We start from the raw sequence: 24,999 nt of genomic DNA on the forward strand, positions 1-24,999 counted from the left end.
CTCGTTCACCCCCGGTCGGGGAACCCGCCCTCGGTCAGCGCGACCGGGACGACGAAGGACAGCAGGTCGTCGTTGGCCGCCACGATGTGAACGTCCTTCGTGAGGGAGGTGAAGTCCCCCATGGGAGTCCACAGCGGTTGGTCGGGCGGGGTCAGGTCCTCGAGCGCCGCAGCGATCGCGGGCCCGTCGGCGGACTTCGCCTGCTCGGCCGCGGCACCCACGGTGACCAGTGCGTTCCACGCGATCTGCGCCGTGCTGTTCGGCCCCACCTTCGGCGCGTACTGCGCGTAGTGGGTGTAGAACTGCCTGAGCGGCTCGGGGGCGTCGGGGTCTCCCGCGACGTATCGCTGCGTCGTGTAGATCGACATCAACGCGTTCTCCAGCGCCTGCGGGCTCGTGTACGACAACGGCCCGTCTCCCGTCGCCATCAGGCCGGTTCCGAGCACCGTCGGAATGTCCGTAGCGCCGATCTTGAGCCGGGCGTCCATGATGCGGCCCGCCGCGGGCCCGAGGGTGTTGATGAAGATCTGTTGCGGTTCCTGGGCGACGATACGCTGGTAGCTGCCGGTGAGATCCAGGTCAGTGGTGGAGAAGTCCTCGGCGACGACCTCGATCCCCAGCGCCGCGGCTCGCCGTTCGAACGCGGTCCGGAAGCTCTGCCCGAACACGTCGTTGGAGGCGAGCACTCCGATCCTCGTGACCCCGGCGTCGGCGAAGTGCGTCAGGGTGAGCCGGGTCAGCTCGTCCGCCGACGGGAGGAAGCCGAAGGTGAGTGGGTAGGTCGACGGCGCGTACAGGTCCGGCGTCTGCGCCTGGTTGATCGACAGTACCCCGGCCCGGGTGGTCACCGGAGCCATCGCGACGGCGTTCGTGCTCGTGGCGCCCGCCCACACGACGTCCGGCTTGTCCGATCCCATCAGCTCTCGCTGAGCCAGTGCCGTTGCCCGGGCGGCGTCCTCCTGGGTGTCCTCGGTCCGGACGACGACCCGTCGACCGTTGACGCCACCCCGTTCGTTGAGCATGTCCGCGGCCGCCTTCAGGCCGGCGACGCTCTGGGCGGTCACGGGCGCGAGCGGCCCGCTCAGTCCGCCGAGGTAGAGCACCTCGAACTCGTCGTTGGACGCCGCCTGACCACCGCTGCCGCAACCGACGAGTGCCAGAGCCCCGGCGAGTGCGACCAGGAGCAGGCGCGCACGAGATTGTGCCATCGATTTCCCTCGTCTTTGAGTCTTTCGGGATGGTGCGACGATGATCGCCGAGCATTGACGGTAGTGTTAACGATCTATTGGGGATCCGTCACCGTCGGTCCAGACCACATTCTTCGTCGATCTTGGCTCCGCGGACGGCCGACCACCCGGTGCCGAGTACGGCGGCTCGGACGTCGTCTCGTCCGAACCACTCCTGCGCCCACTCCTCCTGGTCGAAGTACACCGAGATGAAGGCGGTGCGGTTGGATCGGGGGAGGAGCTCCGCGGACAACCGCTGCCCAGGCTGGTCGATCGCCAGCGGCCGCCGCTCTGCGACGACCCGGTCGACCACGAGCAACCGGGCGCCGAAGGCCTCGCCGATCAGCCGTTCGATCGAGGAGACCTGCCGGTCCAGCCGCTCGGCGCTCACGGCGTCGGGCTCGTCGTCCGTGCGTTCGTACTCGAACTGATATCTCTGCAGGGAGGTCGCCCGACCGAGACGATCGAACCGCACACTCTCCGCGACGCCGAATCCTCGGATGTTGCACAGGAAGACCCGGTGGTCTTCGGCCAGCCGGTCGGCGAGTTCCGCGGGGATGTCGAGACCGGCCGACGTCGCGAAACGCATCGTCAGGTAGCGGAAGGTCGGAGGAGGCGCGGCGAAACCGCCTGCGATGTCGAATCCGCCCGTCGCGAGCCCGATGTGGTAGCTGACGATGTCCGGCATCGCCCGCATGAAGCGTCGGGCGTAGCCCGTGTGGGCTCCACGGTAGTAACGGTCAGCGACCTCCCGCCCGATCTCGGGCAGAGGGTCGAACTGGACCACCGACTTCGAGCGCACGGCGTCCGGCGGGACGTTCTGAACGTGCCACGGGTCTGCTGAACCGATCATGAGAGCTCCGATGCGTGCCTCGCCGTGCGGTCAGTCGCCCTGGAACGAGACCGGGCGTCCGGCCACGACTGCCTGGATCGCGCCACGGAAGTCGTTGGTCGCGAACATGTCCTCGACGATCTCGGCTTCCGCTTCGAGGGCCTCCCGCAGTCGGGGATACCCGGACGCGTTCAACAGCCGCTTGGTGGCGGCGAACGAACGCGTCGGCCCGGCGGCCAGGTCGGACAGCAGACGCGAGACCCCGGAGTCGTACTCCTCGGACTCCAGTACCTCGTCGACGAGTCCCCTTCCGAGGGCCATCTCGGCAGACACGGGTCTGCCGGTCATCGCCATCCAGGCCGCCGTGCCGAAGCCCGCCCGAGCGACCAGCGTGGCGCTCGACCCGCCGTCCAGACTCAGCCCGATCTTGCTGAAGGCCATGGTCAGGCGCGCGCTCCTGCGCGCCACCACCAGATCACAGGCCAGTGCGAACGAGCATCCGATTCCGGCCGCCACCCCGTTCACGGCGGCGACGACGGGCTTCGGCATCTCCCGAATGAGCGTGAGGGTGGGGGTGGTGATCTCGCGCAGGTGTGCCGGCATCGCCGCCAGGGCGTCCGGGGTGAACGCCCCCTCGAGGTCGGCGCCCGCGGAGAAGCCCCGTCCCGCTCCGGTCAGCGCCACGGCCCGCACCGTCGGGTCGGCGCTCAGCTCGCGGAGCACGGTCAGCAGCGAGTGGGTGTCGTCCAGGGTCAGAGCGTTGAGCCGCTCGGGCCGGTTGAACACGACCGCCGCGGCCGCGCCCTTCTGCGTGACCAGGAGACCACCCTCGGCGGAGCGGACCGGCCAGTCCCGGATGTCCCCGGTGCCGTCCTGCGTACTGCTGTCCCGAGTGTCCTCAGCGCTCATATCCAGCTCCGTTCCATACCGACCGCCGACTCACCGAGAGTGTCGCGACGATCGACTCGCGGGTGTCCTTGGGGTCGATGACGTCGTCGATCTCGAACACGCCTGCGACGTTGAGCGCGGTCCCGCGTTCGTACATCTCCGCCAGGAGCTCGTCGAACCGCGCCTGACGTTCGGCGTCGTCCGCGATGGCCTCCAGCTCCCGCTTGAACCCCAGGCGCACGGCGCCCTCGAATCCCATCGTGCCGAACTCGCCCGTCGGCCACGCGACGCTGGCGATGGACTGCTTCATGTCTCCGCCCGCCATCGCCATGGCGCCCAGACCGTAGGCCTTGCGGAGCACGAGCACGTACATCGGGACCCGGAGGTTGGCACCCGCGGCGAACATCTGGCTCATGTGGCGGACCGCGCCCTCCGACTCGGAGTCCGGTCCGACCATGAACCCGGGGGTGTCGACCAACGAGACCACCGGGATGCCGTACTTGTCGCACAGTGCGAGGAGATAGCTCGCCTTGCGCGCGGACTCGGAGTCGATCGCTCCGCCGAGGAAGCGGTTGTCGTTGGCCATGACGCCCACGGGGCGGCCCTCGATGCGCGCGAGGACGGTCTTGATGCTCCTGCCGAAGTCGGCCCGCAGCTCCAGGACCGAGTCCCGGTCGCACATCCATCCGATCAGCCGGTCGAGGTCGTACGCTCGCACCCGGTTCTCCGGAATCGCGTGCCGCAGGATGCGCTGGTCCTCGCACTCCCACTCCGGGAAGCGGACCCCGAGCGCGTGGCGGAGGGCCTCCCGAGCCGCACCCACCGCGGCCGCGTCGTCCTCCACGACGACGTCGATCACACCGATCCGGCTGAGGAGATCCGGGGGACCGACGTCGTCGGGGTGTACGCGGCCCAGGCCGCCACCCTCGATCATCGCCGGTCCGCCCATGCCCAGGGAGCTGTCCCGGGTCACGATCATGACATCGGCGCACCCGGCGAGCACCGCGTTCCCGGCGAAGCAGCGTCCGGCGACGACGGAGATGACCGGGACGGCTCGCGCCAGCTGGCCGAAGTACCGGAAGCTCGGCTGGTCGAGACCCACCATTCCGGCGAAGTCGGTGTCGCCCGGGCGGCCGCCGCCTCCGGTGGCGAAGATGACCACGGGGAGGGTCTCGTCGATCGCGATGCGCACGAACCGATCGAGCTTCTCGTGGCTGTGGATGCCCTGTGTCCCGGCCAGGACGGAGTAGTCGTACGAGATGACCGTCACCCGGTGCCCGTCGACCTCGCCGAAGCCGGTGACCAACCCGTCGGCCGGGGTCGACTCGACCAGCTCCGCGACGGAGCGGCGGCTGCGCTGTGCCGCGATCGTCAACGCGCCCATCTCGTGGAAGGTGCCCGGGTCGCACAGGTCCGCGATGTTCTCGCGGGCCGTGCGGCGCCCGGCCGCGTGGCGTTTGGCGGCGGCCGCGGCGCGGTGCTCGTCGGTCGTGCGATGGCGGCGGTCCAGCACCTGCGCCAGCTGGGGGCTGATGTGGTCGAGGTCGAGCTCGTCCGCCGCCTCCCCGCTCGCGTCGATGCGGCCGTCCGGGATCATCGAGAACAGCGGCGCCCCCGCGGTGACCGATCGCCCGACCTCGACATGGACCTCGGCCAGCAGGCCCGATACCCGCGCGGTGACGGCGTGCTCCATCTTCATGGACTCGACCACGACCACGACGGTTCCTGCGTCGACGCCGGTGCCGGGCCCGGCCTCGACACTCAGGATCGTCCCGGGCATCTCCGAGCACACCGTGCTCTGGTTCGGGTCCGCGGGTGCCTCGGCGTGGACCCGGGGTGCCGCGTCGGCCGCGATCAGCTCCGCGGCATGCTGCTCGACGAAGGTCGTGGAGGGGTGTCTCGGCAGAGCGTCGTGGTCGAGGATCGCCAGCAGCAGCTCGCGGTTGGTGTCGACACCGCCCACGACGGTTCCCGCCAGCGCGCGCCGAGCCTTCGCCACTGTCGACACCAGACCTCGTCCCGACCACACGATGATCTTGGCCGCCAGGGTGTCGAAGGCGGTGCCGATCGGGGTGCCGGGCCGGATCCAGGTGTCCACCCGAATCCCGCGCCCCGACGGCAACACCAGCTCGTCCACCGTGCCGACCGCCGCCGCGACGGTGCCCGAGGAGAGCAGTGTCTCGGCATTGAGGCGGAGCTGGACCGCCGAGCCGGACGGCTCGGCCACCTGCTCCTGTGTGAGGCCGAGCTCGGCGAGGGTCCGTCCCTCGGCGATCCCCACCTGCACCGCGACGAGATCGACCCCCGTGATCTGTTCGGTGATGGTGTGCTCGACCTGGATCCGCGGGTTCACCTCGAGGAAGTAGAAGGCGGATCCCTTCACCAGGAACTCCACCGTCGCCAGTCCGCGCAGCTGCGCCTTCGCCCCGATCGTCACGGCGTCGGTGAGGAGCTGCCGGCGCGAGTCCGGGTCGAGCCCCTCGGCGGGGGCGAGCTCGATGATCTTCTGGCGGTTGCGCTGGATGCTGCAGTCGCGGTCCCACAGGTGTGAGACGTCGCCCGTGCCGTCACCCACGATCTGGACCTCGATGTGGCGAGCGTCGAGCAACAGCTGCTCGACGAAGAGGTCGCCGTCACCGAAGGCTTTCGTCGCCTCGGACGCGGCGCGCGGGAACTCGTCGCGAAGCTGGTCCACCGAGGTGATGACGCGCATGCCGCGACCGCCACCGCCGTGCAGGGCTTTCAGCATCACACCGGAACCAGGGGGCAGCGACTCGAGGAACTCGACGGCTCCCTCGAGGTTCGTGGCCCCGTCCGTGGCGCGGAGCACCGGGGCCGCCGCGGCGGCGGCATGGCGGCGTGCGGCGGCCTTGTCGCCGAAGGTCGACAAGGTGTCCGGCCGGGGCCCGATGAACGTGAGCCCGGCGGCTTCGCACTCGGCGGCGAACTCGGCGCTCTCGGACAGGAAGCCGTAGCCGGGATGGACGGCGTCGCAGTCCGTGGACCTCGCCGCCTCGATCAGCGCATCGGCATCGAGGTACGCGGCGGCACCCGGGCCGTCGAGCCGGACCACCGTGTCGGCGCCGTCCACATGGAGGCCCGAGAGGTCGTCGGTGGCCGCCACCGCGACGGTCTCCACTCCGAGCTCATTCAGGGTGCCTGCGATCCGGGTCGCGATCTCGCCTCTGTTCGCGATCAAGACTCGTCTGATCGTCATCCGCTTCCTCACGTACCGGTGCGCCCCCGCGGCGGCACCCGGAACGCACTCTAGGCAGTGTTGACTATAGTGTCAACGCTGCCTAGAGTCGGCTCCCGCAGCCGCCGAACCACGGACGCGGCCCGCAGGGCGAGGAGGCCGGACATGAGCTACTGGGTACTGGGTGGGGTCCAGACCGACTTCGCGCGGAGTCTCGCCCGAGAAGGCGCCGACTTCGCCGCGTTGTGCTCGGAGGTGCTCGGTTCGCTCTTCGAGAGCCTTCCCGTCGAGCCGACCGACGTCGAGACCATCCATGTGGCGAACGCCTTCGGGGAGGCGTACCAGGGGCAGGGGCATCTCGGGACCATGCCCGCGACGGTGCTGCCGCAGCTGCAGTGGCTTCCCGCGAGCCGGCACGAGGCCGCCTGTGCCTCGGGATCGATGGCGGCGCTGGGTGCGCTCAAGGACCTGGCAACGGGCTCGCACTGTGTTCTCGTGGTCGGGCTCGAGCTCGAGCGGTCCGCGGGCCGAGACGCGGGTGGTCTGATGTCCGGAGCCTCCTGGGTCGGGCACGAGGCCGATGGGGTGTCACTGACCTGGCCTTACGTGTTCGACCGTATCCGCGAGGAGTACGACCGCCGCTACGGGCTCGACGACGGCGTCCTGCGCGCGATCTCGGCGCTGAACCTGGGCAACGCCCGCGCCAACCCGCTGGCCCAGACGCGGGGCTGGCCCGAGGTCGACCTGGCCGGGCCCGCGGGCACCTCCGACGAGACGAACCCCTTCGTCCTCGGTGGGCTGCGACGGTCCGACTGCAGCCAGATCACCGACGGCGGGGTCGCGGTCCTCCTCGTCGACGACGAGTTCCTGGACCGGCGTCCCGAGCTCCGGTCACACGCCTCCCGGATCGTCGGCACGGCCCACGGGACGGGCCCGCTGGGGCTGCAGACGAAGCTCGAGCAGTCCGCCGACGGCGGCTACCTGATGCCCGGGGTCAAGAAGGTCGCGGACCGGGCGCTCGCCGCAGCGGGCACGACGGTCGCCGAGATCGACCTGTTCGAGGTCCACGACTGCTTCTCCATCTCCGAGCTCGTCATCGTGGAGCACCTCGGACTCGCTGCTCCGGGCAAGGGGGCGCAGCTGCTGGAGACCGGTCAGCTGGCGCCGGACGGCGGGTCACCGGTCAACCCGAGCGGCGGTCTCCTCGGCGTCGGGCACCCGGTGGGGGCTAGCGGGCTCCGAATGCTCCTCGACGCTCACCGACAGGTCACCGGCTCGGCCGGGGACTACCAGGTCCAGGGCGCGCGGCGGGCGATGACCCTGAACTTCGGAGGAAGCATGGCCACGGTGGCCTCTCTGATCGTGGAAGGCGCGTGAGGTGGACTTCGCGTTCAGCGCCGAGCAGGACGAGTTCCGCGTTCAGCTGCGGGAGTTCGTCCGCGGGCTCCTTCCCGACGGCTGGCGCGGACTGTTCGGGTCGAACTCGGAGGAGATGATCCCGATCACCCGCGCGGTCTGCGAAGCCCTGGCGGAGCGGGGCTGGTTGGCCCGTGCGTGGCCGTCGGAGTACGGGGGCGGCGACGGTGACCTCTGGACCGAGATGGTGCTCCGCGAGGAGATGTGGGCCGCGGGCGAGCCGCGCGGCCCGCAGTACATGAACCTCAACTACATCGGCCCGATGATCATGCGATTCGGCACCGAGGAGCAGAAGCGGACCCACCTACCGCCGATGGCGGCGGGCAAGGTGATCTGGACGCAGGGTTTCTCCGAACCCGGGGCAGGCTCCGACCTCGCCTCGTTGTCGACGCGTGCCGTCCGGCAGGGGGACGAGTACGTCGTCACCGGACAGAAGATCTGGAACAGCTACGCGAACTCGCCCGCCGACTGGTGCATGCTCCTGGTCCGGACCGGGCCCACCGAGCCCAAGCACGCCGGCATCTCGATCCTGCTCGTCGACATGAGGTCACCGGGCATCACCGTGCGACCGATTCGGTCGATGGCGGGCATGGGAGAGATCAACGAGATCTTCTTCGAGGACGTGCACGTCCCGGCGGCGAACCTGCTGGGGAAGGAGAACGCGGGCTGGCCCGCGATCACCTTCGGTCTCTCGTTCGAGCGGACGGGCATCGCCATGCACGCGCGCGCGGGCGCCATGCTCGAGCAGCTCGTCGACCACGCCCGTGAGACCGTCGCCGACGGCGAGCCGCTCATGGCGCGCAACGATGTGCGGCGGGCCATCGCGAGGGCCTACTGCGACTACCGGGCGGCGAGGCTGATCAGCTATCGCATCACCTCGATGGTGGAGTCGGGCCAGGACCCGGTGGCGGAGTCGTCGATGGCCTGGGTCCACGGGGCCACGGTGGTGCAGAAGGCGGCCAGAGCGGGCGTGGCCGTCGCGGGCGCGAGTGGCGCCATCCTGGAGGACGAGCCCGGGGCACCGATGCAGGGACGGATCGAACGCGAGTGGGTGGAGATGCTCCCCATGACCATCGCCGGCGGCACGTCCGACATCCAACGGTCCATCGTCGCCCGGCACGGCCTCGGCCTCCCGAAGGCGGGCTGAGCCGTGAAGCTCACTCTCGATCTCGAGCAGCAGGAACTCGTCCGGACCGCGCGCAAGCTGCTGTCCACCCGGTACCCCCTCGACGACACGGCGGAGCGGGTCCGCGCCGAAGCCGACCCGAGGGCCCTGCTCGCCGAGGCGGTCGACCTGGGCTGGACGGCGATCCCGCTGCCGGAGTCGCACGGGGGGCTGGGGGCGACCGTCCTCGATCTCGCCCTGGTCTACGAGGAGCTGGGCAGGGCCGCGGTCGCCACGCCGCTCGACGCCTCGATCGCCCTGGTCGCCATCCCGCTCGCGCGGACCGCGCCGCGGTCCGCGGCCTTCGTCGCCGACCTGGTCGAGGGCCGGACCCTCGCGACCTTGGCCGTACTCGAGGAGGGCATGCGGGACGAATGGGCTCGGCGGAGCCTCACGGCGGCGGCGAGCGGCGACGGCTGGACGGTGTCCGGCGTCCTGGCGATGGTTCCCTGGGGCGCCGCCGCGGACACGATCCTCGTCGTCGTCGACCTCGAAGGGCGGGGCCCGCGGCTGCTGTCCATCGCGGGCGGGGCGAGTGGTCTCGCCACCCGGAGCCTCCGCGTGGTCGGCGGCTCGCCTTCGGCGAGGGTCGTGCTCGACGGCATGCACGTGACCGAGGCGGACGTCGTCCTCGACAGCCAGGAGGAGGTGGAGGCCTTCGTCACCACGGCGCTGGACACCGCGATGGTGCTCGGTGCCGCACAGGCGGTCGGCGCGTGCGAGTCCGCGCTGCAGCTGTCCGTGACCTGGGCGAAGGACCGCCGGCAGTTCGGCAGACCCATCGGGTCGTTCCAGGCCGTCAGCAACCGGTGCGCCGACATGCGGATGGGCATCGACGCCGCTCGGCTCCTGGTCCTGGAGGCGGCGTGGGCACTCGACGCCGAGTCCGCGCCGCCGGCGTCCTCCTCCGTGGCCAAGAGCTACGTCGACCAGGTGATCGACGACGTGGAGGCGAGCTCGCACCTCGTCCACGGCGCGATGGGTTTCTCCACGGAGTACCCGCTGCACCTGTACACCCGGATGATGAAGCGCTTCCAGATGTCGTGGGGGAGTGCGGACTCCCACCTCGACCGTGTCGCGTCCGCTCTCGACCAGGCGCGCGCTGCCGTCGTGCCGACCGTGAGGAGTTCTCGGTGACCCTGAACCAGGCGACGGTGGTGATCTCGGGCGGAAGCCGGGGCATCGGGGAGGCGATTGCGCTGCGGTGCGCCAGAGACGGCGCGAACGTCGCCCTCCTCGCGAAGTCCGCGGAGGAGAACCCGAACCTGCCGGGCACGGTCCACTCGGTGGCAGCGGCGGCCGAGGCCGCGGGCGGTCGGGCGTTGCCGCTGGTCGGCGACATCCGCGACGACGACTTCGTGGTCGCCGCCGTGCGGACGGTCGTGGAGCGGTTCGGTGGCGTCGACGTCGTCATCAACAACGCGAGCGCCATCGACCTGTCGAGCTCGGAGACGATCTCGATGCGCAAGTACGACCTGATGCACGACATCAACGCGCGCGGCGCCTTCCTGCTCGCCCGAACGGCGATCCCGCACCTGAGGGCCTCCGCGAACGCCCACGTCCTCACGTTGTCCCCACCCATCCTCACGGCGCCGCGGTGGTTCGGTGCGCACACGGCGTACACGATGTCGAAGTACGCGATGAGCCTGGTGACCTTGGGGCTGTCCGAGGAGCTGCGGGGGGACGGGATCGCCTGCAACAGCCTGTGGCCGCGGACCGCCATCAGCACCGCGGCGGTGCGGATGCTGATGGGGCCGGAGTTCGCTCGACACGCTCGCAAGCCGGAGATCATGGCGGACGCCGCCCATGCGGTGCTCACTCGGCCTGCGAGCACCTGCACGGGCAACTTCTTCATCGACGACGAGGTCCTGGAAGAGGAGGGCGTCGCCGACTTCGACTCCTACCTGGACGGCGGGCGGCCCGAGGACCTGGCGCTCGACGCCTGGGTCGAGCCCAAGGGCCCGCACGATCCGCGCCTGACATTCGGTCGGGCGAGTCGCTGAGGGGAGGGCTCGCGGTCACCGACCGCGAGCCCTCCCCGGAGCCCCTACTCGTGGGCGAAGCCCGTTCCGCTGAAGGGGTGCAGGGCCGTCAGGGGCGAGGGCGGTCGCTCGACCAGCTGGAAGCCGACACCGGCTGGTCGGTCAGGAGGACCCGACGGTTGCCGAACTGCTCATCGAGGTCCCACTCCTCCGGGGCCGACAACGCTATGGCTTCCTCCTGGGCCCATCGCGAGCTCCGGCAGAGTGTCGTAGGCGTCCTCGACGTCGTCTACCTCGATCGGGACGTGCGGGGTCGTCCGGCCTGCGGTTCTGCCGGGTGCTCCGCTCTGCTCGTGCCGACGGTCAGGCTGGTTCAGCCTACGGGGACGGGCAGCGTGTGGAGCCGGGCCAAGGCCGCCGCGAGCTGTTCGGCCCAGGGCCAGGACCCCTCGCCGCCCGAATCACCCGAGGTCAACGCCGCACCTTCGCCCGGATCCAGCAGATGTTGGGTCGCGGAGAGCAGGTCGACGGCGAGCAGGACAACGGTCAGCCACGCCTCGTTGATCGTGAACGTCCGGGAACGGGCCGTGGGGTCGGTCGGTGGACGACCTGACGTGACGCAGTCGTTGGTGTCCAAAGTACGGAAGTGGCGATCCTTACAGGGCGATCGCGTCGACGGCCTGTCGAGTGTCGAGGGGTTCCGTCGTTACAGGCATTTCCGGGCAAACCTTTCCAATGCGGTGATGTGTTCGGTGGGTGAGGTGAAGCCAGGTGCCTCGATCCGCATCCAGTCGGCGGCGGTCGAGATGGTGCGGAAGGAGAAGTGTGTTCCGCCGACCTTTTCCCAGTCGGCGAGCGCCCGCTCCCATTCGGCTTCCCCTGCGGTGTAGTCGATGACCGCTTCGAGCCCGAATTGCCGCGGGTCCCGGCCGGCTTGGTCGACCAGTTCGAGCGCCCGGGGCGCCAGTTCGAACACGACCGGCCGGGTGGAACCGAACATGAATCCATCGGCCATGCGGGCGCCGCGTCGGACGGCGGGCAGGCTGCTGCCGCCGCACCATAATGGGATGTCCGATTCGGGCCGAGGGAGAAGGCCGGCCCGGTCGATGCGGTGATGCTTGCCCTGGAAGTCGACGACCGGGTCGCGCCACAACGCGCGCAGCACCTCGATCTGTTCGGTCAGCACCGAAGCACGTTGCGCGAACTCGGTGCCGAGCGAGGAGTACTCGACGTAGTTCCAGCCGGTGCCGACGCCGAGGCGGAGCCGCCCGCCGGACAGCAGGCTGATCTCGGTTGCCTGCTTCGCCACGAGCGCGGTCTGACGTTGCGGCAGGACCAGCACCCCGGTCGCCAGCTCGATCCTCCGTGTCAGCGCCGCGAGGTATCCGAAGAGGACAAACGGTTCGTGGAACGGGTCTTGCTCGTCGTAGGGACCGGCCAGTGGCGGTTCGCGACCCTCGTGGACGGCGCCCAGTACGTGGTCGTAGGCGACCAGGTGATCGAACCCGAGTTCCTCGACCGCCTGGGCGAAGTCCCGGATCGCGATCGGGTCCGAGCCGATCTCCTGGGTCGGCAGCACGGCGCCGAACCTCATCCGCCCAGTCCGCTTTCGCGCAGGGAGGCATCCAGTGCGCGCAGCACGGAATCCACGTCATCGTGCGTCATGGCCGCGGTGAGCGTATCGGTGCCCGCACGGAACATGAGGAAACCCTCGTTGTAGAGGTTGAGGATCAGTCGGGAGATGACCTCACGATCCGAGGCCTGCGTCGTGTCGAAATCGGTCACCGGGGTTTCGGTCCAATGCAGACCGAAATCGAGCGTCTCCGCACCGTCGGGGTCGTTGAACGGGAGCGGCACCACGCTGTCCGGGGTGCCGGGGATAACTCCGCCGGGAATGAGCCTGCTTGCCTCGTCGAACGCGGCCGAGGAGCGCGGAGTCCTGGACCGGAACCGGTCGACGGCCCCCTCGAACCACCGGTCCAGCTGATCAGTAGCCGAAGGTTTTTGAGCCAGGCCGATCATACCGCCTCCACGTCATCGGGATGCTTTCCAACTAGCGATTATCATGCATGCATGTAACCAGATCAAGTGGCGATCCTGGGTTGGCGCGCATCACAGCAATAGATATTACGTCGAACCCACGGACGTCATCAGTGTGTCGACGACCGGCAGGTGCAGGGTGCTCATTGTCACGCGCGCGGTGAGCGGTATGGCAAACTCCGAGACGAACTCGACCTGGCTGTTGCCCGCGGCTTCGTCGACAATCTCGTCGATGGTTTTCTGGATCGGGCTCGTAGTCGCGGAGCTCTCCGGGCTTGGTGAATTGCCCGCACGCGAGCCGCCGCTCGACGCGGTGCGTGTCCGTCTGAAGTGGAGTTCCATTACGGGGCGGCCGAGCGCGACGCCGAACCCGTCGCCGGGCTCACCGAGCTGCGGATCGACCGCCAGGCCGCGGCGTCGTCGCAGCGATCGCTGTGTCGGCGGTTGCTTCTTCCCGCACCCAGGGAGTAGCGGTGATGGCGTCCGGGACCCCGTCGATCGTCGCGAGGTAGCGGTCGACGAGAGTCCCGAGATCGCCCGGGACCGCCCCCCTCGACCAGTCCGACATGGCTTGCACAACCGCTGACGTGATGTACGACCGGAGTAGACGTATTCGAGGATCGGTCAAATGTACGTCGAGCCGCTCGGCGAGTTCCACGCTCATCGTGTCCTCCGCGTGGCCCCCTGCTCGCCCCAGGTACTCGCCGCGGATGCCCGGCACCTCGTCGTAGAGCCGAAGTGTCAGGCGCACCTCCTCGCGGTCGGATTCCAGATCACCCACTGTCGCGAGCAGGGCGATCCGATAGGCCTGCAGGAGTGGAAGATCCGACGGTTGCTCGCTGAGCTTCTCCGGGATCCGCCGCGACCAGTCCGCGATCCGCGAGGCAAGAATGTCGTCCTTGCCCCTGAAGTGGCGGAACAGCGTCCTGAGCGAGATTCCGGCCTCCTCGCAGATCTCCTTCAATGTCGTCGCTTCGTAGCCGCGTTCACCGAACTGGCGGAGTGCCACCTGCCGAACGTCGTGCAGGAGCTGATCGCGACGCTGCTCGCGCAGCCCCGGCCGTCGAGGCGTCTGATTGTCGTTCGCCATGTCCCACTTCCTGCGCCCGGCCTTCATGCTACCGACCCGACTGTAATAGTTGTCGCGGGCGGCTGGTCCTGCTACAGGTCGAGAACCAACGTGGGCGAGTGTGAACGGGACACACAGACCAGGATCTGTTCACCGGAGGCACGCTCGGCCCCCGTCAGAACAGAATCGCGATGATCGGGGATCCCGTCGAGCACCGGGACCATGCACGTGCCACACGTGCCCTCTTCGCAGGACGTCAGAACATCGACACCCGCGTTCTCGAGGGTCTGGAGGATTGATCTGTCGCGCTCCACGGTGATCGTCCGAGCGGATCGCCGCAGCTCCACCTGGAATCGTGACGCCGAGGACTGCGCGTCCCCGCGCGGACGGAACCGCTCGACGTGCAGCGACCCCGGCGGCCAGGTTGCGCACTTCGACTCGACTGCGTCGAGCAGACCCTCCGGCCCGCAGCAGTAGACGACAGCACCCGGATCGGGAGCGCCCAGGTGAGCGTCGAGATCCAGGAGCCCTGCCTCGTCCTGCGGAGTGACGACGACCCGTCCGGATGCCGAGGACGCCCAAGTCGGCGCTCGGTCGTCGAAGTCGTTCAGGAAGGCCATCGCCCCCCTGGTTCGCCCGCCGTAGAGCAACGTCCATTCTCTCCCCGCCGCCTCGGCCGCCGCGATCATGGTGCGGATCGGGGTGATGCCGATGCCGCCGGCGATGAACAGGTAACGATCAGCGTCTACCAGCGGGAAGTTGTTGCGGGGCCCCCGCACTCGTACAGTCGAACCCGCGATGAGGGAATCGTGGACGAGACGGGAGCCCCCGCGGCTCTCGGGCTCCCGCAGCACCGCGATCCGCCAGCTCGCGCGGTCACCGGGATCACCGCACAGCGAGTACTGCCTGATGATGGTCGGAGCCAGGACGAGATCGACGTGGGCACCAGGATCCCATCGGGGCAGTGGCGAACCGTCCGGGCAGCCCAAGGCGATCATGACGACACCGTCGGCGACGACTTCTCGCTCCGTGACGATCAATTCGCCGTCCCACTCGGGTGCACCGGGTCGTGGCGGAACGGTGGCGGGGCTCATCGTCGGTCTCCTCGGGTCAGGCGAGCGCCGCGAAGAAGGCGCGGATCTCTGTCAGCAGGGCGTCGGGCTGTTCGAGCGCGGCGAAATGGCCGCCGCGTTGCATCACCGTCCAGCGCCGGATGTCGCTGTAGTGGCGATCGGCCCAGCGTCGGGAAGGCCGAAACAGCTCACGAGGGAACATGGCGCAGCCGGTCGGCACCGTCACGGCTTCCGGCAGTGGTCCCCCGTTTCCGGAGCGTTCCGACTCGCAGTAGATCCGGGTGGAGGAACCGATCGTGCCGGTGAACCAGTAGGCGCTCAGGTTCGCCAGGATCTCGTCCCGCGAGATCGCGGTCTCCACGTCACCGCCGCAGTCGGTCCACGCGTGCAGCTTCTCCACGATCCAGCCTGCGAGACCGGCCGGCGAGTCCGTCAGACCGTATGCGAGGCTCTGTGGCCGGGTGCTCTGGATCGCGACGTACCCACTTCCCGTGGCGAGGTGGGCCCCCATCTCGGCGAGCAGCTGCTGTTCCTCCGCTGTGGGGTCGCCGTCCTCCGGGATCGGCCCGGCGGTGACGACGAAGTTCAGCTGCAGGCCGATGACGCGTTCGGGAGCCGCAGCGGCTATCCGAGTGGCCACGACTGCGCCCCAGTCGCCGCCTTGGACCCCGAACCGCTCGTAGCCGAACCTGTCCATCAGAGTCAGCATCGCCGTCGTGATCCGAGCGGCGTCCCACCCCGGTTCCGTCGTGGGGCCGCTCCAGGCGAATCCCGGGAGGGAAGGACAGATGACGTGGAACGCGTCCTCTGCGCGTCCACCGTTGGCGACGGGATCGGTCAGCGGACCAATGAGCGAGAGGAACTCCATGACCGACCCCGGCCAGCCATGGAGCAGGAGCAGCGGAGTGGCGCTCGGTTCCTTCGAACGGGCGTGGATGGCGTGTACCTGCTGCCCGTCGATCGTCGTCACGAACTGGGGCCACTGGTTGAGCCGTGACTCCACACTCCGCCAGTCGAACGTCGTCTCCCAGTAACCGCACAGATCCCTCAGATAGTCGCGGTCCGTGCCGTAACCCCATCCGCTGCCCGGGATCTGGTCGGGCCAGCGGGTTCGCGAGAGCCTCTCGCGCAGGTCGGAGAGATCCTCATCGGTGACGTGAACCTCGAACGGGGTCACCCCTTCGCGGGGTGTACCGGCCGTCTCACGGCTCGTGGACGCGGTGGTCATCGGAGCACCAGCTTGCCGAGCTCGTCCCAGTCGGCCTGGATCGCCGACACCACCTCGTCGCCGGCAAGCCATTCGGGTGAGCGGATCAACTGGGTGGTCTCCATGAACTTCTCGTACGTCTCGCGGTCGCGGGAGACGAATGCGAGCAGCCGGTCGGAGAACTCCGCCTCGCCGGCAGGGCTGGGCTGTGCCTGCCCGTCCACCATGAGCTCGACCCCGGGTACTCGGTAGTCCTGTCCGGTGGAGGTCGACCAGCAGAACTGGATCGACCCGTCCAACGACTTCTGGAACCGTTCGGCGAGGCCGGCGAGCGCATCGGGGCGCGTGCTGGGCACATTCTGCAACTCGCGGTCCAGAGTGACAGCGCTGATGGCCGCCATGGTCATGCCCTGGCCGTAGACCGGGTTGAAGGCCGCGACCGAGTCGCCGAGGAGCACGAAGTTCTCCGGACGCATCGCGAGGTTCGCATAGTCGCGCAGTCTGTTCGTCGTGTCGCGCCACACCTGGACGGGGCTGATGAACTCGAACTCGGCCACCGCCGCGTCGACCTCGGCGACACCGATGGTTGCCACGTACGCGCGCAGACCGGCCTCGTCCCGTGGCGGGTAGTCGCCGGCAGCACCCTGCACGGTGAAGATCCAGCGATCCTCGCCCTCCTGCACCCACATCGCGCAGCCGCGTGTCCGCGCGCCGCCCTCGGGAGCCCCCTCGCCCAGCGGAGGGGTGTACATGGCGCGGAAGCCGGGATCCCAGCCCTTCGGCACCCGGACGAAGACGCTCGAGTACCCCCAGTGGGCGTTGACGGTCGTCTCCGAGGGGCTCGGGTACCCCAGTTCGCGCAGCCAGGAGCTCGCCTTGGAGTTGCGGCCGCTGGCGTCGACGACCAGGTCGGCATCGAGATCGGACTCGGCACCGGACTGCTCGTCCTTGACCGACACTCCGGTCACTCGGCCATCGGCCAGGCGCAAGCCGAGGACGGACGTCCGGGGCCGGTAGTGGATCCCGTCGATCTGGCCGGCCAGCTCGCGGACGGTCCACTCGATGAAGGGCCGGCTCGCCATCACGACCTCGAGGGCTCCCGGGAACCGCGGCATCCAACCGCACCTCTGCCGGTATCTGACGTCGGCAGTCACCGAGAGGGTGTGCGCACCGTCCTCGACAGCTCGGCGGGAGAAGTCCGGGAGGAGGCTGTCGATCGCCTCCCGGCCGCCGGCGAGCAGTGCGTGGAAATGATGACCGTGCGGCACGCCCTTGCGATGGTCTGGCTTCTCGGGGAAGGCGTCCCGGTCGAGGACGGTCACTTCGGCGAAGTGCCGCGACAATGCGGCGGCCGCGAGCGAGCCGGCCATGCTTCCACCGATGACGATCGCTCGACCCGAGCGCTCGCGCGGGGTCTCCTGCTGGGCGGATGAAGTGGACATGTAGCTCTCCAGTACTTGGTGGCGGATGCCTGATCGGCTACTTGGCGCTGGCGCCGAGGTCGACGGGCAGGCTGATGCCCGTCACGTATCGCGCTTCATCGGATGCCAGCCAGAGGATGGCGTTGGAGATGTCGATGGTCTCGACCCACGGCAACGGCATGAGGTTCATGACGCTGTACACGTCCTTGGCATCCTCGAAGGTGGGGTTGTCGAGATCCGGTCGGAAGAGCTTGTAGATGCCCGGGTTGTCGAGCATGGTCGTGTGCACGTTGGTCGGATGCACCGTGTTCACGCGGATCGCATGCGGAGCGAGCTCGTGGGCGAGTGTCCGGGCGATCCCCACCACGCCGAACTTGGCGGCCGAGTAGCTCACCGAGTTCGGGAATCCCTTGATCCCGGCCAGCGAGCTGGTGATGACGATCGACCCGCCGGAGCCCTGGGCGGTCATGGTCGGAATGGCGGCCTTCGCGGTGTGCCACACACCGGTCAGGTTGATCCCGATCATCGTCTCCCACTGCTGCTCGGACTGTTCTGCGGCCGGCCCGTAGGTGGCGATGCCGGCGTTGGCCAGCACGATGTCGAGCCTGCCGAGCTCGCTCACACCTCGGTCGACCGCAGCCTGGAGCGCGTCGAAGTCCCGGACGTCCGCTTGGGTGGCGACGATCCGGCGGTCCAGTTTTTCGACGAGCCGTACCGTCTCCTCGAGATCGGCCGGGGTCGCAGGGTCGTAGTTGACCGTCTCGATCGGCGCGCAGACGTCGACCGCGATGATGTCAGCGCCCTCCTCTGCGAGCCGCAGCGCGTGGGAGCGCCCCTGACCTCGGGCAGCGCCGGTGATGAGGGCGACCTTGCCTTCCACACGTCCCGTCATCGTCGGGCCTCCAGTTCGTCATGATCTGTGGTCACAGTGCGAGCCAAACGTTCTTGGTGCGGCTGAACTCGTCGAGCCCGGACCTGCCGCCGAGCCTGCCGACACCGCTTGCCTTCACCCCGCCGAAAGGTAAGGACGGCGGGAGCCCACCGAACCCGTTGATCCAGACCATGCCGGCGTCGAGCTGGGCCGCCAGTCGATGGGCCCTTTTGACATCGTTGGTCTGCACATAGGCGGCGAGACCGTACGGCGTGTCGTTGGCCAGCTCCAGCGCCTCGGTCTCGGTGCCGAAACGCATGATCGACAGCACCGGGCCGAAGATCTCCTCGCGAGCGATGTCGGCGTCCGGCTTGACGTCCGCGAACAGCGTCGGTTCGAGAAAGTACCCGGCGGCAAGGTCTCCCTGGCACCGGCCGCCACCCGTGATCAGGGTGCCGTCCTTGTTCTCCTGGGCCCGGTCGATCGTGTCGAGGATCCGGACACAGGAGCGTTCGTCGATCACCGGCCCGACGACCGTGCTGGTCAGGGCCGGGTCCCCGACGGACGCTTGTCGGAGGGCGACTCGACACCGCTCTACCACGTCGTCGTACGCCCGGTCCTCGACGAGCACGCGTGTTCCGTTGATGCAGCCCTGACCGGAGAGGCTGAGCACCGCCGAGACGGTCTGTCCGACGGCGGCCTCGATGTCGGCATCGGCGAAGACGATGTTGGGGGACTTGCCTCCGAGTTCTAGCCCGACCGGAACGAGGGTCGCGGCCGCAGCGGCCAGGATGGCGCCCGCAGTCCGCCCGCTGCCCGTGAAATGGATCTTGTCGAGTCCTGGATGGGAAACCAGCGCGCTGCCGGCTTCCGCACCGCCGGGAAGGATGTTGAGCACGCCCGACGGCAGACCCGCCGCCAGCGCGAGGTCGGCGAAGCGTGCGGCGGTGAACGGGGTCAGCTCAGGTGGCTTCACGACGACGCAGTTGCCGGCCGCCAGTGCCGGCGCCACCACCGAACCAAGGGTGTAGAGCGGGCTGTTCCACGGGATGATCACGCCGACGACGCCGAGCGGTTCCCGAAGAGAGTAGTCGAGCGCCGGAGCAGGCCACATCGGGTGGACCTCCCCGCCCGCCTTGTCCACCCAGCCCCCGTAGTACTCGAGGCTGTCGGCGACGACCCCGGCCGAGAAGGCCGCGACCGCGGAAGGCGTCCCGTTCTCCGCGACCTGCAGAGCGGTGAGCTCCGCCGCATGTGTTCTGACGGCCGCCGCGATGTCGAGCAGGATTCGACGGCGCGTGTCGGCTGTCGTGTTCCGCCACGCGGGGAGTGCCCGACGGGCGGTCGTGATCGCCTCGTCGACCTCCAGCGCGCCGGCCAAGGGCACCGCAACCGTGACCCGGCCCGTGGCAGGGTAGATGTGATCGTGCGTACCCCCGGAGGTCGTACCGCGCCGCTCGCTCCCGATGAGGGGCGATGCGTCGGGGAGGATCGTGATGTCAGCGTCCGAAACGGCCATCTGGGTCCCTCTTCCTCGAGGTCGGTCCACTTCCGGACGGACTCAGTCGTCGATGTGGATGACAGCAGCCGGGCATGCGGCCGCGGCCTGGCGAACTGTGTCGTGGGCCTCGACCGGTGGGGAGTCGTCGAGGACGGCGACCGTCCCGTCCTCGTCGCTCTGGTCGAAGACCTCCGGAGCGATCAGGGCACAGTTGCCGGCTGCGATGCACCTGTCCGCGCTCGCCGTGATCTTCACGACTGGGCCTCGGACGTCGGTGCCGAGGTGTAGAAGTCCAGCATCTCGCGCAGGCCCTCTTCGAGCGTGTATCTCGGGGTGAAGCCGAGCTCGGCGCGAGCGCGGCTGCCGTCCATCACGGGCGCGGGTGTGGCGTAGTCGGGGAACGGCTCGACCCGCACGTCCGCGTCACTGCGGATCTTCCGAAGCAGAGCCGCGATCTCCTCGCCGGTGTAGGTGGCCTCGACGGGGGTGTTGAAGAGGTGATGTTCCGTGCGGGGCGCCAGCGTGCCGGCAACGAACATCGCGGCCATGTCCCGGTTGTAGATCGGGGAATGGGGTACGCGACCGAAGTCGTTGACGACCGCGGGCTCACCGACCGCCACGCGCCGGACCGCATCGTTGAACAGGCCCGTACCGCCGGTCAGTCGGCCCAGTCCGTAGGCGAGCGACGGGCGGATGCCGATCACATCGAGGCCCCGCTCGGCCCGGTAGACACCGGCCATGACCTCGCAGCCGTATTTCGCCGCTCCGTACGGGCTGACTGGTGAGCAGCGGTAGTCCTCGTCCACCGGAGTGCCGTCGTAGTCGGGCATGATGCCGACCGCATTGACGGTGCTCGCCCAGCAGACCCGCTCGACATCGAGCGCGAGCGCCGCATCGAAGACGTTGGCCGAGCCCATGATGTTGACCGTGAACGAGGCCACCGGGCTGCTGTGCGACTCGTGGGCGATGAAGGCCGCCAGGTGCAGGACCCGGTCGATCCGGTGCTTCTTCATCACCGACAGCAAACGCGGCAGGTCGGTGACGTCACCGGTGACCACCTCCACCTCGTCGCGGACTCCGGCGAGGTTCTCATAGTTGGGTCGGAGGTCGTACACAACGACCTCGTGACCCGTCTCGACGAACTGTTCCACGGCACGCCAGCCGATGAGTCCGGATCCACCTGTGATCAGCACGCGGGCCATCTCACTGTCCTCCCACGGGTACGAGCCGGTCGACACCGGCAGGGTTGTCGTAGCGGGCACGCAGGGCCGCAACGGCCCCCACCGCCCACTCGCTGACGTGCATCAGGTCCATGCCGTGGACGATCGCGCCGGCCTGCCCCGCACTGAGACCGGGTACGTTGTCGGTGGTCATGACACGCTTGCCGGCCGCGCGTGCGAGTGCCCGGGCCCGCTCCCACGCCAGCCCCACCTCGGGTGCGTCCATGGCGACGCCGATCGAGAGGGAGTAGTCGCCCGGACCGAAGAAGACATAGTCGATCCCGTCGACCGCGAGGATCGACTCGAGGTTCTCCAACGCCGTGGCGGACTCGATGATCGGGATGACGAGCACATTCTCGAGGGAGTGCTCGCGGTAGGCGTCCCAGTAGGCGATCGAGTATCCGGACGCGTGGTTCGTCGGGCAGATGCTGCGTTCGCCGTGCGGGGGGAAGCGCGTGGCCGCGACCGCTGCGGCTGCCTGCTCGGCGGTGTCGACGTGCGGCACGACGATCCCCTCAGCGCCGATGTCCAGGAACTTCTGGATCAACGGCCGGGAGTTCTCCCAGACTCGCACGACGGGTACCAGTCCTGACACGTCCGCGGCGCGGACGTGTCCCAGGAGATCGGCAGGCCCCATGTGCGAGTGCTCGGCGTCGAGGATGGCGAAGTCGTAGCCGGATCGTCCGAGGATCTCGGTGAACGCGGGATCCTCGCACGCGACGAACATGCCGAGGGGAACCTTGCCCTGGTCGAGGAGGGCGGTGAAGCGCGTCCTGGCTCCATTGCCGATCACGTTGCGTCTCCTTTGAGATGACCCGTCACCATGTGACGGGAATGGACTTCGGGCCGCGCAGCAGGATCTGCTGTCGCCATTCGGGGTCGGGATCGACCGCGACGAGTCGTTCGAACCGTTGGAGCGTCGCCCGCACGGCGACATCGATCTCGACCCTGGCAAGCTGCGACCCCACGCACGAATGGGCACCGTGACCGAATGCGACGTGCGGTGACGCGCTCCGGTTCAGGTCCAGCTCGCCAGCGTGCGCAAACTCCGATTCGTCGAAGTTCGCGGCGTGCACGATCGGGAGGACGGCCTCACCGGCGGCGATCGTGACGTCGCCGATCGTGACGTCCTCCATGGCGATCCTCGACCTGGTGCCGGCCAGGCCGGCGGGCAGGAACCGCACGAACTCCTCGAATGCCTTCGGAATCATTTCCGGCTCGTCGCGCAGCGAGGCATACGTGTGCGGCTGGTGGACGAGCCAGCGGAGGATGCCGCCCAGGATCGCGGCCGTGGCGTCATGGCCTGCGATCAGCAACACCACGCCGACACCGTGCAGCTCCTCGGTGGTCCACAGACCACCCAACTCCGTGTCGTGGACGAGTGCACTGAGCAGATCGTCCGTGGGGTGGGCGCGCTTGCGCGCCACCAGCTCGCCGAAGTACTCCGTCAGCGATGCGAACAGCCGGGCCGCCTCCTCGACGTCGACGACCCGTGAGTTGGCAAGAGGAGACGCATCGGCGAGGAATCGCGCACGCTCCGTCGCCGGCACTCCGAGCAGATGACAGAGCACGCGCACCGGGATGTCCTGCGCGAAATCGGTGGCGAAATCGGCCGGCGGCCCCTTCCGTTCGATCGCGTCCAGTTGCTCGCCGACGATCTTCTCGATCGCCGGACGGAGCGCGCGGACGCGCTTCACGGTCAGGTGCTTCATGAGCACGCCGCGTTGCTTGGTGTGCTCCGGAGGGTCGAGCTGGGTGAAGGACGGCGGGAACGGCGGCCCGCCCTCGGTGATCCTGATCCGGGGATGATCCCCCCGCATCGCCTCTGCGAGGCTGAACCGGGAATCGCTCAGAACGGCCTTGACCTCCTTGTATCCCAACGCGATCCAGCCCTCGCCGCCGAAGGGGAAGGTCGCGCGCACGAGCGGCGAGATCGACCGGAGCTCGGCGAAGTCGCGCTCGAGCGGTGGGGCAAGTACCTCGTCTTGGCGAAGGGGAAGGGGATACGGGACCGGTACGGCCATCGTTCGCTACCTCCTGATTTAGTGGGCTGCGACACATCCACCGCCGAGGACGCTAGAGACAAGCGCCGCTGCGTGTCAATACGCCAATGTGTGCCACTTTGTGTTGTGCGCGCTGGCCGAACCCGGTATCGAGTCGGCCATGATCGGGATGTCGGTGCAGTGGGCGATCCGCGCGGCTTGGCGGCCGGTTCGGTGGCGGTCCGGAGTCCGAGGTCGGACGCGCCGATCTCGGTGACCTCGTGGGCCACGCCCGACAGGCGCACGTCACGAGCCGGCGATCTCAGTGAGTCGAGCCGTGAACGGTCGTAGCAAGGCGGTCCGACGACGACGCCGGCTCTCAGCCGGGGCCGCTGTCGGGTGGTCTGACGTCGGTCCGTCATCGGTCTTCGATCTCGGCCATCGACCCGGGGGCCTGCGGTACGGAAACCGACGAGTCCGGATTCCGCAGCACCACGGCGGCGAGCAGCGCGCCAAGACCCAGCAACAGCGCGAGAAGCGAGAAGGAGGCCGGTACCGATCCGAGCGCGTCGGCGAGATACCCGACCAGGTAGGACGATGCGAAGCCGAACAGCGCACCGGTGGTGTTGATGAGCCCGATCCCGACCCCGACGGCTGCCGACGGCAGCATCCACGTCGGGGACGCGTAGAACAGCGGTACCACTCCGACGCAGCCGCTTGCCACCACGCAGAGCAGCACGATCTGCAACCACCGCGGCTCGGCGATCAGCGGTCCAGCCGCCAGTCCCAGTGCGCCGACCAGCATGGTTGCGGCAACCGTCGAGCGGTAGCGGTTCGTGCGGTCGGCGAAACGACCCAGTGCGATCGCCACGAGGCCCCCGACCAGCGCCGGCGCCGCCGCCAGCGCACCGATGGCGAACGGGCCGAGCCCGCGGAAGGTCGCATGGATGACTGTCGGAAGCCACATGGAGAAGACTCCGGACACCCCGCCGAGCAGACCGTAGATCAGCATGAGGAGCAGCACCGTGGGATTGAGCAGGGCCCGCCGGTATCCCAGCGAGGCGACCGAGGGCCTGCCCTTCTTCTCCTGCGCCACCGCGTCCTCGATCAGCTCTCCTTCGCCCGGCGCGAGCCAGAACACCCGGCTCGGGCGGTCGTTGTACACGATGAGCCATACCACTGCCAGGACGATGGCCGGCAGTCCCTGCAGGACGAGCACGGTGTGCCAGCTCATGTGCTCGAGCATCAGCCCGGTCAACGGGGTGGCGACCACTCCGGCGACCATGTTGAAGGAGAAGAAGATGCTGTTCGCTCGGCCGCGTTCGCGCTCCATGAACCACAGTGCGATGAGGACATACATCGCGGGGTGAAAGGCCGCTTCTCCGATCCCGACGACTAGCCGCGCGACCACGAGCTGGTCGTGCGTCTGCGCGAGGCCCGACGCGCTGGCCCCCAGGCCCCAGACAAAGATCGAGACGGCGATGACGATCTTGCCCCCGAAGCGCGCCATCGAGGCCAGCAAGGGGATCTGGAAGATGACCGAGCCGAGGAAGAAGACGCCGGTGATCGTGCCGATGTCCGCGTTGGACAGACCGAGATCCTGCTGGATCACTGGCGCGGCGAGTGCGATATTGTAACGGTCGACGTACAGGACGAACATGCAGACGCCGAACAGCGGGATGAGCCTTGTCCACCTGCGGCTGGAGAGGCCGCCGGGCACTGCACTGAGGTCGTCCACGATGACTCCTTTTTGTTCAGCAAGGGTGGCCGGTCCTTTGGCTGACGAACCCTGGAACCGTTCCAGGCCCCATCTCGGGGCGGCCTTGCGATATGCACACCTGTCGGCGGCTGCGAGGCTAAGCGGCTGCCGTGCCGGCGTGCTGTCCGTGTCCCGCGATGCGACACGACAT

At 68.6% G+C, this 24,999-nt stretch carries 23 protein-coding genes; 4 read left to right on the top strand and 19 right to left on the bottom strand.

What is annotated here, in order from left to right; all coding sequences use genetic code 11:
- Positions 1–5: 5 nt before the first annotated feature.
- The 4 genes from ABD993_RS26345 to ABD993_RS26360 all read right to left on the bottom strand — a co-directional run bounded on the left by ABD993_RS26345 (position 6) and on the right by ABD993_RS26360 (position 6,163).
- Positions 6–1,208, bottom strand: coding sequence for an ABC transporter substrate-binding protein (locus tag ABD993_RS26345; protein ID WP_345424052.1), 1,203 nt, complete (start codon positions 1,206–1,208; stop codon positions 6–8).
- A gap of 88 nt (positions 1,209–1,296) precedes the next feature.
- Positions 1,297–2,079: a hypothetical protein gene (locus ABD993_RS26350; RefSeq protein WP_345424055.1), complete on the bottom strand. Its 783-nt coding sequence runs from the start codon at positions 2,077–2,079 to the stop codon at positions 1,297–1,299.
- A gap of 30 nt (positions 2,080–2,109) precedes the next feature.
- Positions 2,110–2,967 carry an enoyl-CoA hydratase/isomerase family protein gene (locus ABD993_RS26355; protein WP_345424058.1) on the bottom strand — a complete coding sequence of 286 codons (858 nt, stop codon included), beginning with the start codon at positions 2,965–2,967 and terminating at the stop codon, positions 2,110–2,112.
- Positions 2,957–6,163 carry an acetyl-CoA carboxylase family protein gene (locus ABD993_RS26360; RefSeq protein ID WP_345424061.1) on the bottom strand — a complete coding sequence of 1,069 codons (3,207 nt, stop codon included), beginning with the start codon at positions 6,161–6,163 and terminating at the stop codon, positions 2,957–2,959. Before ABD993_RS26360 ends, ABD993_RS26355 begins: the two co-directional genes overlap by 11 nt.
- Before the next feature lie 144 nt (positions 6,164–6,307).
- Between ABD993_RS26360 and ABD993_RS26365 the strand changes: the two genes are divergently transcribed.
- From ABD993_RS26365 to ABD993_RS26380, 4 genes are read left to right on the top strand one after another with little or no spacing between them, the layout of a single operon-like run.
- The gene (locus ABD993_RS26365) at positions 6,308–7,519 is read left to right on the top strand and encodes an acetyl-CoA acetyltransferase (protein WP_345424064.1); all 1,212 of its coding nucleotides are present in this window, start codon (positions 6,308–6,310) and stop codon (positions 7,517–7,519) included.
- 1 nt (position 7,520) lies between these two features.
- A complete protein-coding gene (locus tag ABD993_RS26370; RefSeq protein WP_345424067.1) occupies positions 7,521–8,705 on the top strand; it encodes an acyl-CoA dehydrogenase family protein in 1,185 nt (394 codons plus the stop codon).
- A 3-nt stretch (positions 8,706–8,708) separates the two neighbouring features.
- Positions 8,709–9,860 (top strand): acyl-CoA dehydrogenase family protein, encoded by a 1,152-nt coding sequence (locus tag ABD993_RS26375; protein ID WP_345424070.1) that lies wholly within the window; start codon positions 8,709–8,711, stop codon positions 9,858–9,860.
- Positions 9,857–10,726: an SDR family oxidoreductase gene (locus ABD993_RS26380; RefSeq protein WP_345424072.1), complete on the top strand. Its 870-nt coding sequence runs from the start codon at positions 9,857–9,859 to the stop codon at positions 10,724–10,726. The genes ABD993_RS26375 and ABD993_RS26380 overlap by 4 nt, the downstream gene beginning before the upstream one ends.
- 352 nt (positions 10,727–11,078) lie before the next feature.
- On the opposite strand, the gene ABD993_RS26385 is transcribed toward ABD993_RS26380, so the two are convergent.
- The 15 genes from ABD993_RS26385 to ABD993_RS26455 all read right to left on the bottom strand — a co-directional run bounded on the left by ABD993_RS26385 (position 11,079) and on the right by ABD993_RS26455 (position 24,827).
- Positions 11,079–11,342 (bottom strand): hypothetical protein, encoded by a 264-nt coding sequence (locus ABD993_RS26385; protein WP_345424075.1) that lies wholly within the window; start codon positions 11,340–11,342, stop codon positions 11,079–11,081.
- Between the two features lie 69 nt (positions 11,343–11,411).
- Positions 11,412–12,284, bottom strand: coding sequence for an LLM class F420-dependent oxidoreductase (locus tag ABD993_RS26390; protein ID WP_345424078.1), 873 nt, complete (start codon positions 12,282–12,284; stop codon positions 11,412–11,414).
- Positions 12,285–12,295: 11 nt separating this feature from the next.
- Positions 12,296–12,727 (bottom strand): hypothetical protein, encoded by a 432-nt coding sequence (locus ABD993_RS26395; RefSeq protein ID WP_345424081.1) that lies wholly within the window; start codon positions 12,725–12,727, stop codon positions 12,296–12,298.
- 105 nt (positions 12,728–12,832) lie between these two features.
- The gene (locus ABD993_RS26400) at positions 12,833–13,087 is read right to left on the bottom strand and encodes a hypothetical protein (RefSeq protein WP_345424083.1); all 255 of its coding nucleotides are present in this window, start codon (positions 13,085–13,087) and stop codon (positions 12,833–12,835) included.
- Positions 13,088–13,127: 40 nt separating this feature from the next.
- Entirely contained in the window at positions 13,128–13,862 is a 735-nt protein-coding gene (locus ABD993_RS26405) for a TetR/AcrR family transcriptional regulator (RefSeq protein ID WP_345424085.1), read from the bottom strand.
- Positions 13,863–13,906: 44 nt separating this feature from the next.
- Positions 13,907–14,908, bottom strand: a complete 1,002-nt coding sequence (locus tag ABD993_RS26410) for a PDR/VanB family oxidoreductase (RefSeq protein WP_345424087.1) — start codon at positions 14,906–14,908, stop codon at positions 13,907–13,909.
- A gap of 16 nt (positions 14,909–14,924) precedes the next feature.
- Complete coding sequence (locus tag ABD993_RS26415; RefSeq protein WP_345424090.1) at positions 14,925–16,115, bottom strand: epoxide hydrolase family protein; 1,191 nt, start codon at positions 16,113–16,115, stop codon at positions 14,925–14,927.
- On the bottom strand, positions 16,112–17,536 hold the full coding sequence (locus ABD993_RS26420) for an NAD(P)/FAD-dependent oxidoreductase (protein ID WP_345424093.1): 1,425 nt from the start codon (positions 17,534–17,536) through the stop codon (positions 16,112–16,114). Before ABD993_RS26420 ends, ABD993_RS26415 begins: the two co-directional genes overlap by 4 nt.
- Positions 17,537–17,573: 37 nt before the next feature.
- Positions 17,574–18,407, bottom strand: coding sequence for a mycofactocin-coupled SDR family oxidoreductase (locus ABD993_RS26425; protein WP_345424096.1), 834 nt, complete (start codon positions 18,405–18,407; stop codon positions 17,574–17,576).
- A 31-nt stretch (positions 18,408–18,438) separates the two neighbouring features.
- Positions 18,439–19,905, bottom strand: a complete 1,467-nt coding sequence (locus ABD993_RS26430; RefSeq protein WP_345424099.1) for an aldehyde dehydrogenase family protein — start codon at positions 19,903–19,905, stop codon at positions 18,439–18,441.
- A 42-nt stretch (positions 19,906–19,947) separates the two neighbouring features.
- Positions 19,948–20,142 (bottom strand): ferredoxin, encoded by a 195-nt coding sequence (locus ABD993_RS26435; protein WP_345424102.1) that lies wholly within the window; start codon positions 20,140–20,142, stop codon positions 19,948–19,950.
- On the bottom strand, positions 20,139–21,089 hold the full coding sequence (locus ABD993_RS26440; RefSeq protein ID WP_345424104.1) for an NAD-dependent epimerase/dehydratase family protein: 951 nt from the start codon (positions 21,087–21,089) through the stop codon (positions 20,139–20,141). The genes ABD993_RS26435 and ABD993_RS26440 overlap by 4 nt, the downstream gene beginning before the upstream one ends.
- Position 21,090: 1 nt before the next feature.
- Positions 21,091–21,900 (bottom strand): HpcH/HpaI aldolase family protein, encoded by an 810-nt coding sequence (locus tag ABD993_RS26445; protein ID WP_345424107.1) that lies wholly within the window; start codon positions 21,898–21,900, stop codon positions 21,091–21,093.
- A gap of 25 nt (positions 21,901–21,925) precedes the next feature.
- Complete coding sequence (locus tag ABD993_RS26450) at positions 21,926–23,131, bottom strand: cytochrome P450 (protein ID WP_345424109.1); 1,206 nt, start codon at positions 23,129–23,131, stop codon at positions 21,926–21,928.
- Positions 23,132–23,507: 376 nt separating this feature from the next.
- Entirely contained in the window at positions 23,508–24,827 is a 1,320-nt protein-coding gene (locus ABD993_RS26455; RefSeq protein WP_345424112.1) for an MFS transporter, read from the bottom strand.
- Positions 24,828–24,999 lie beyond the last annotated feature (172 nt).

Source organism: Pseudonocardia xishanensis (genome assembly GCF_039541715.1).
Lineage (GTDB): Bacteria > Actinomycetota > Actinomycetes > Mycobacteriales > Pseudonocardiaceae > Pseudonocardia > Pseudonocardia xishanensis.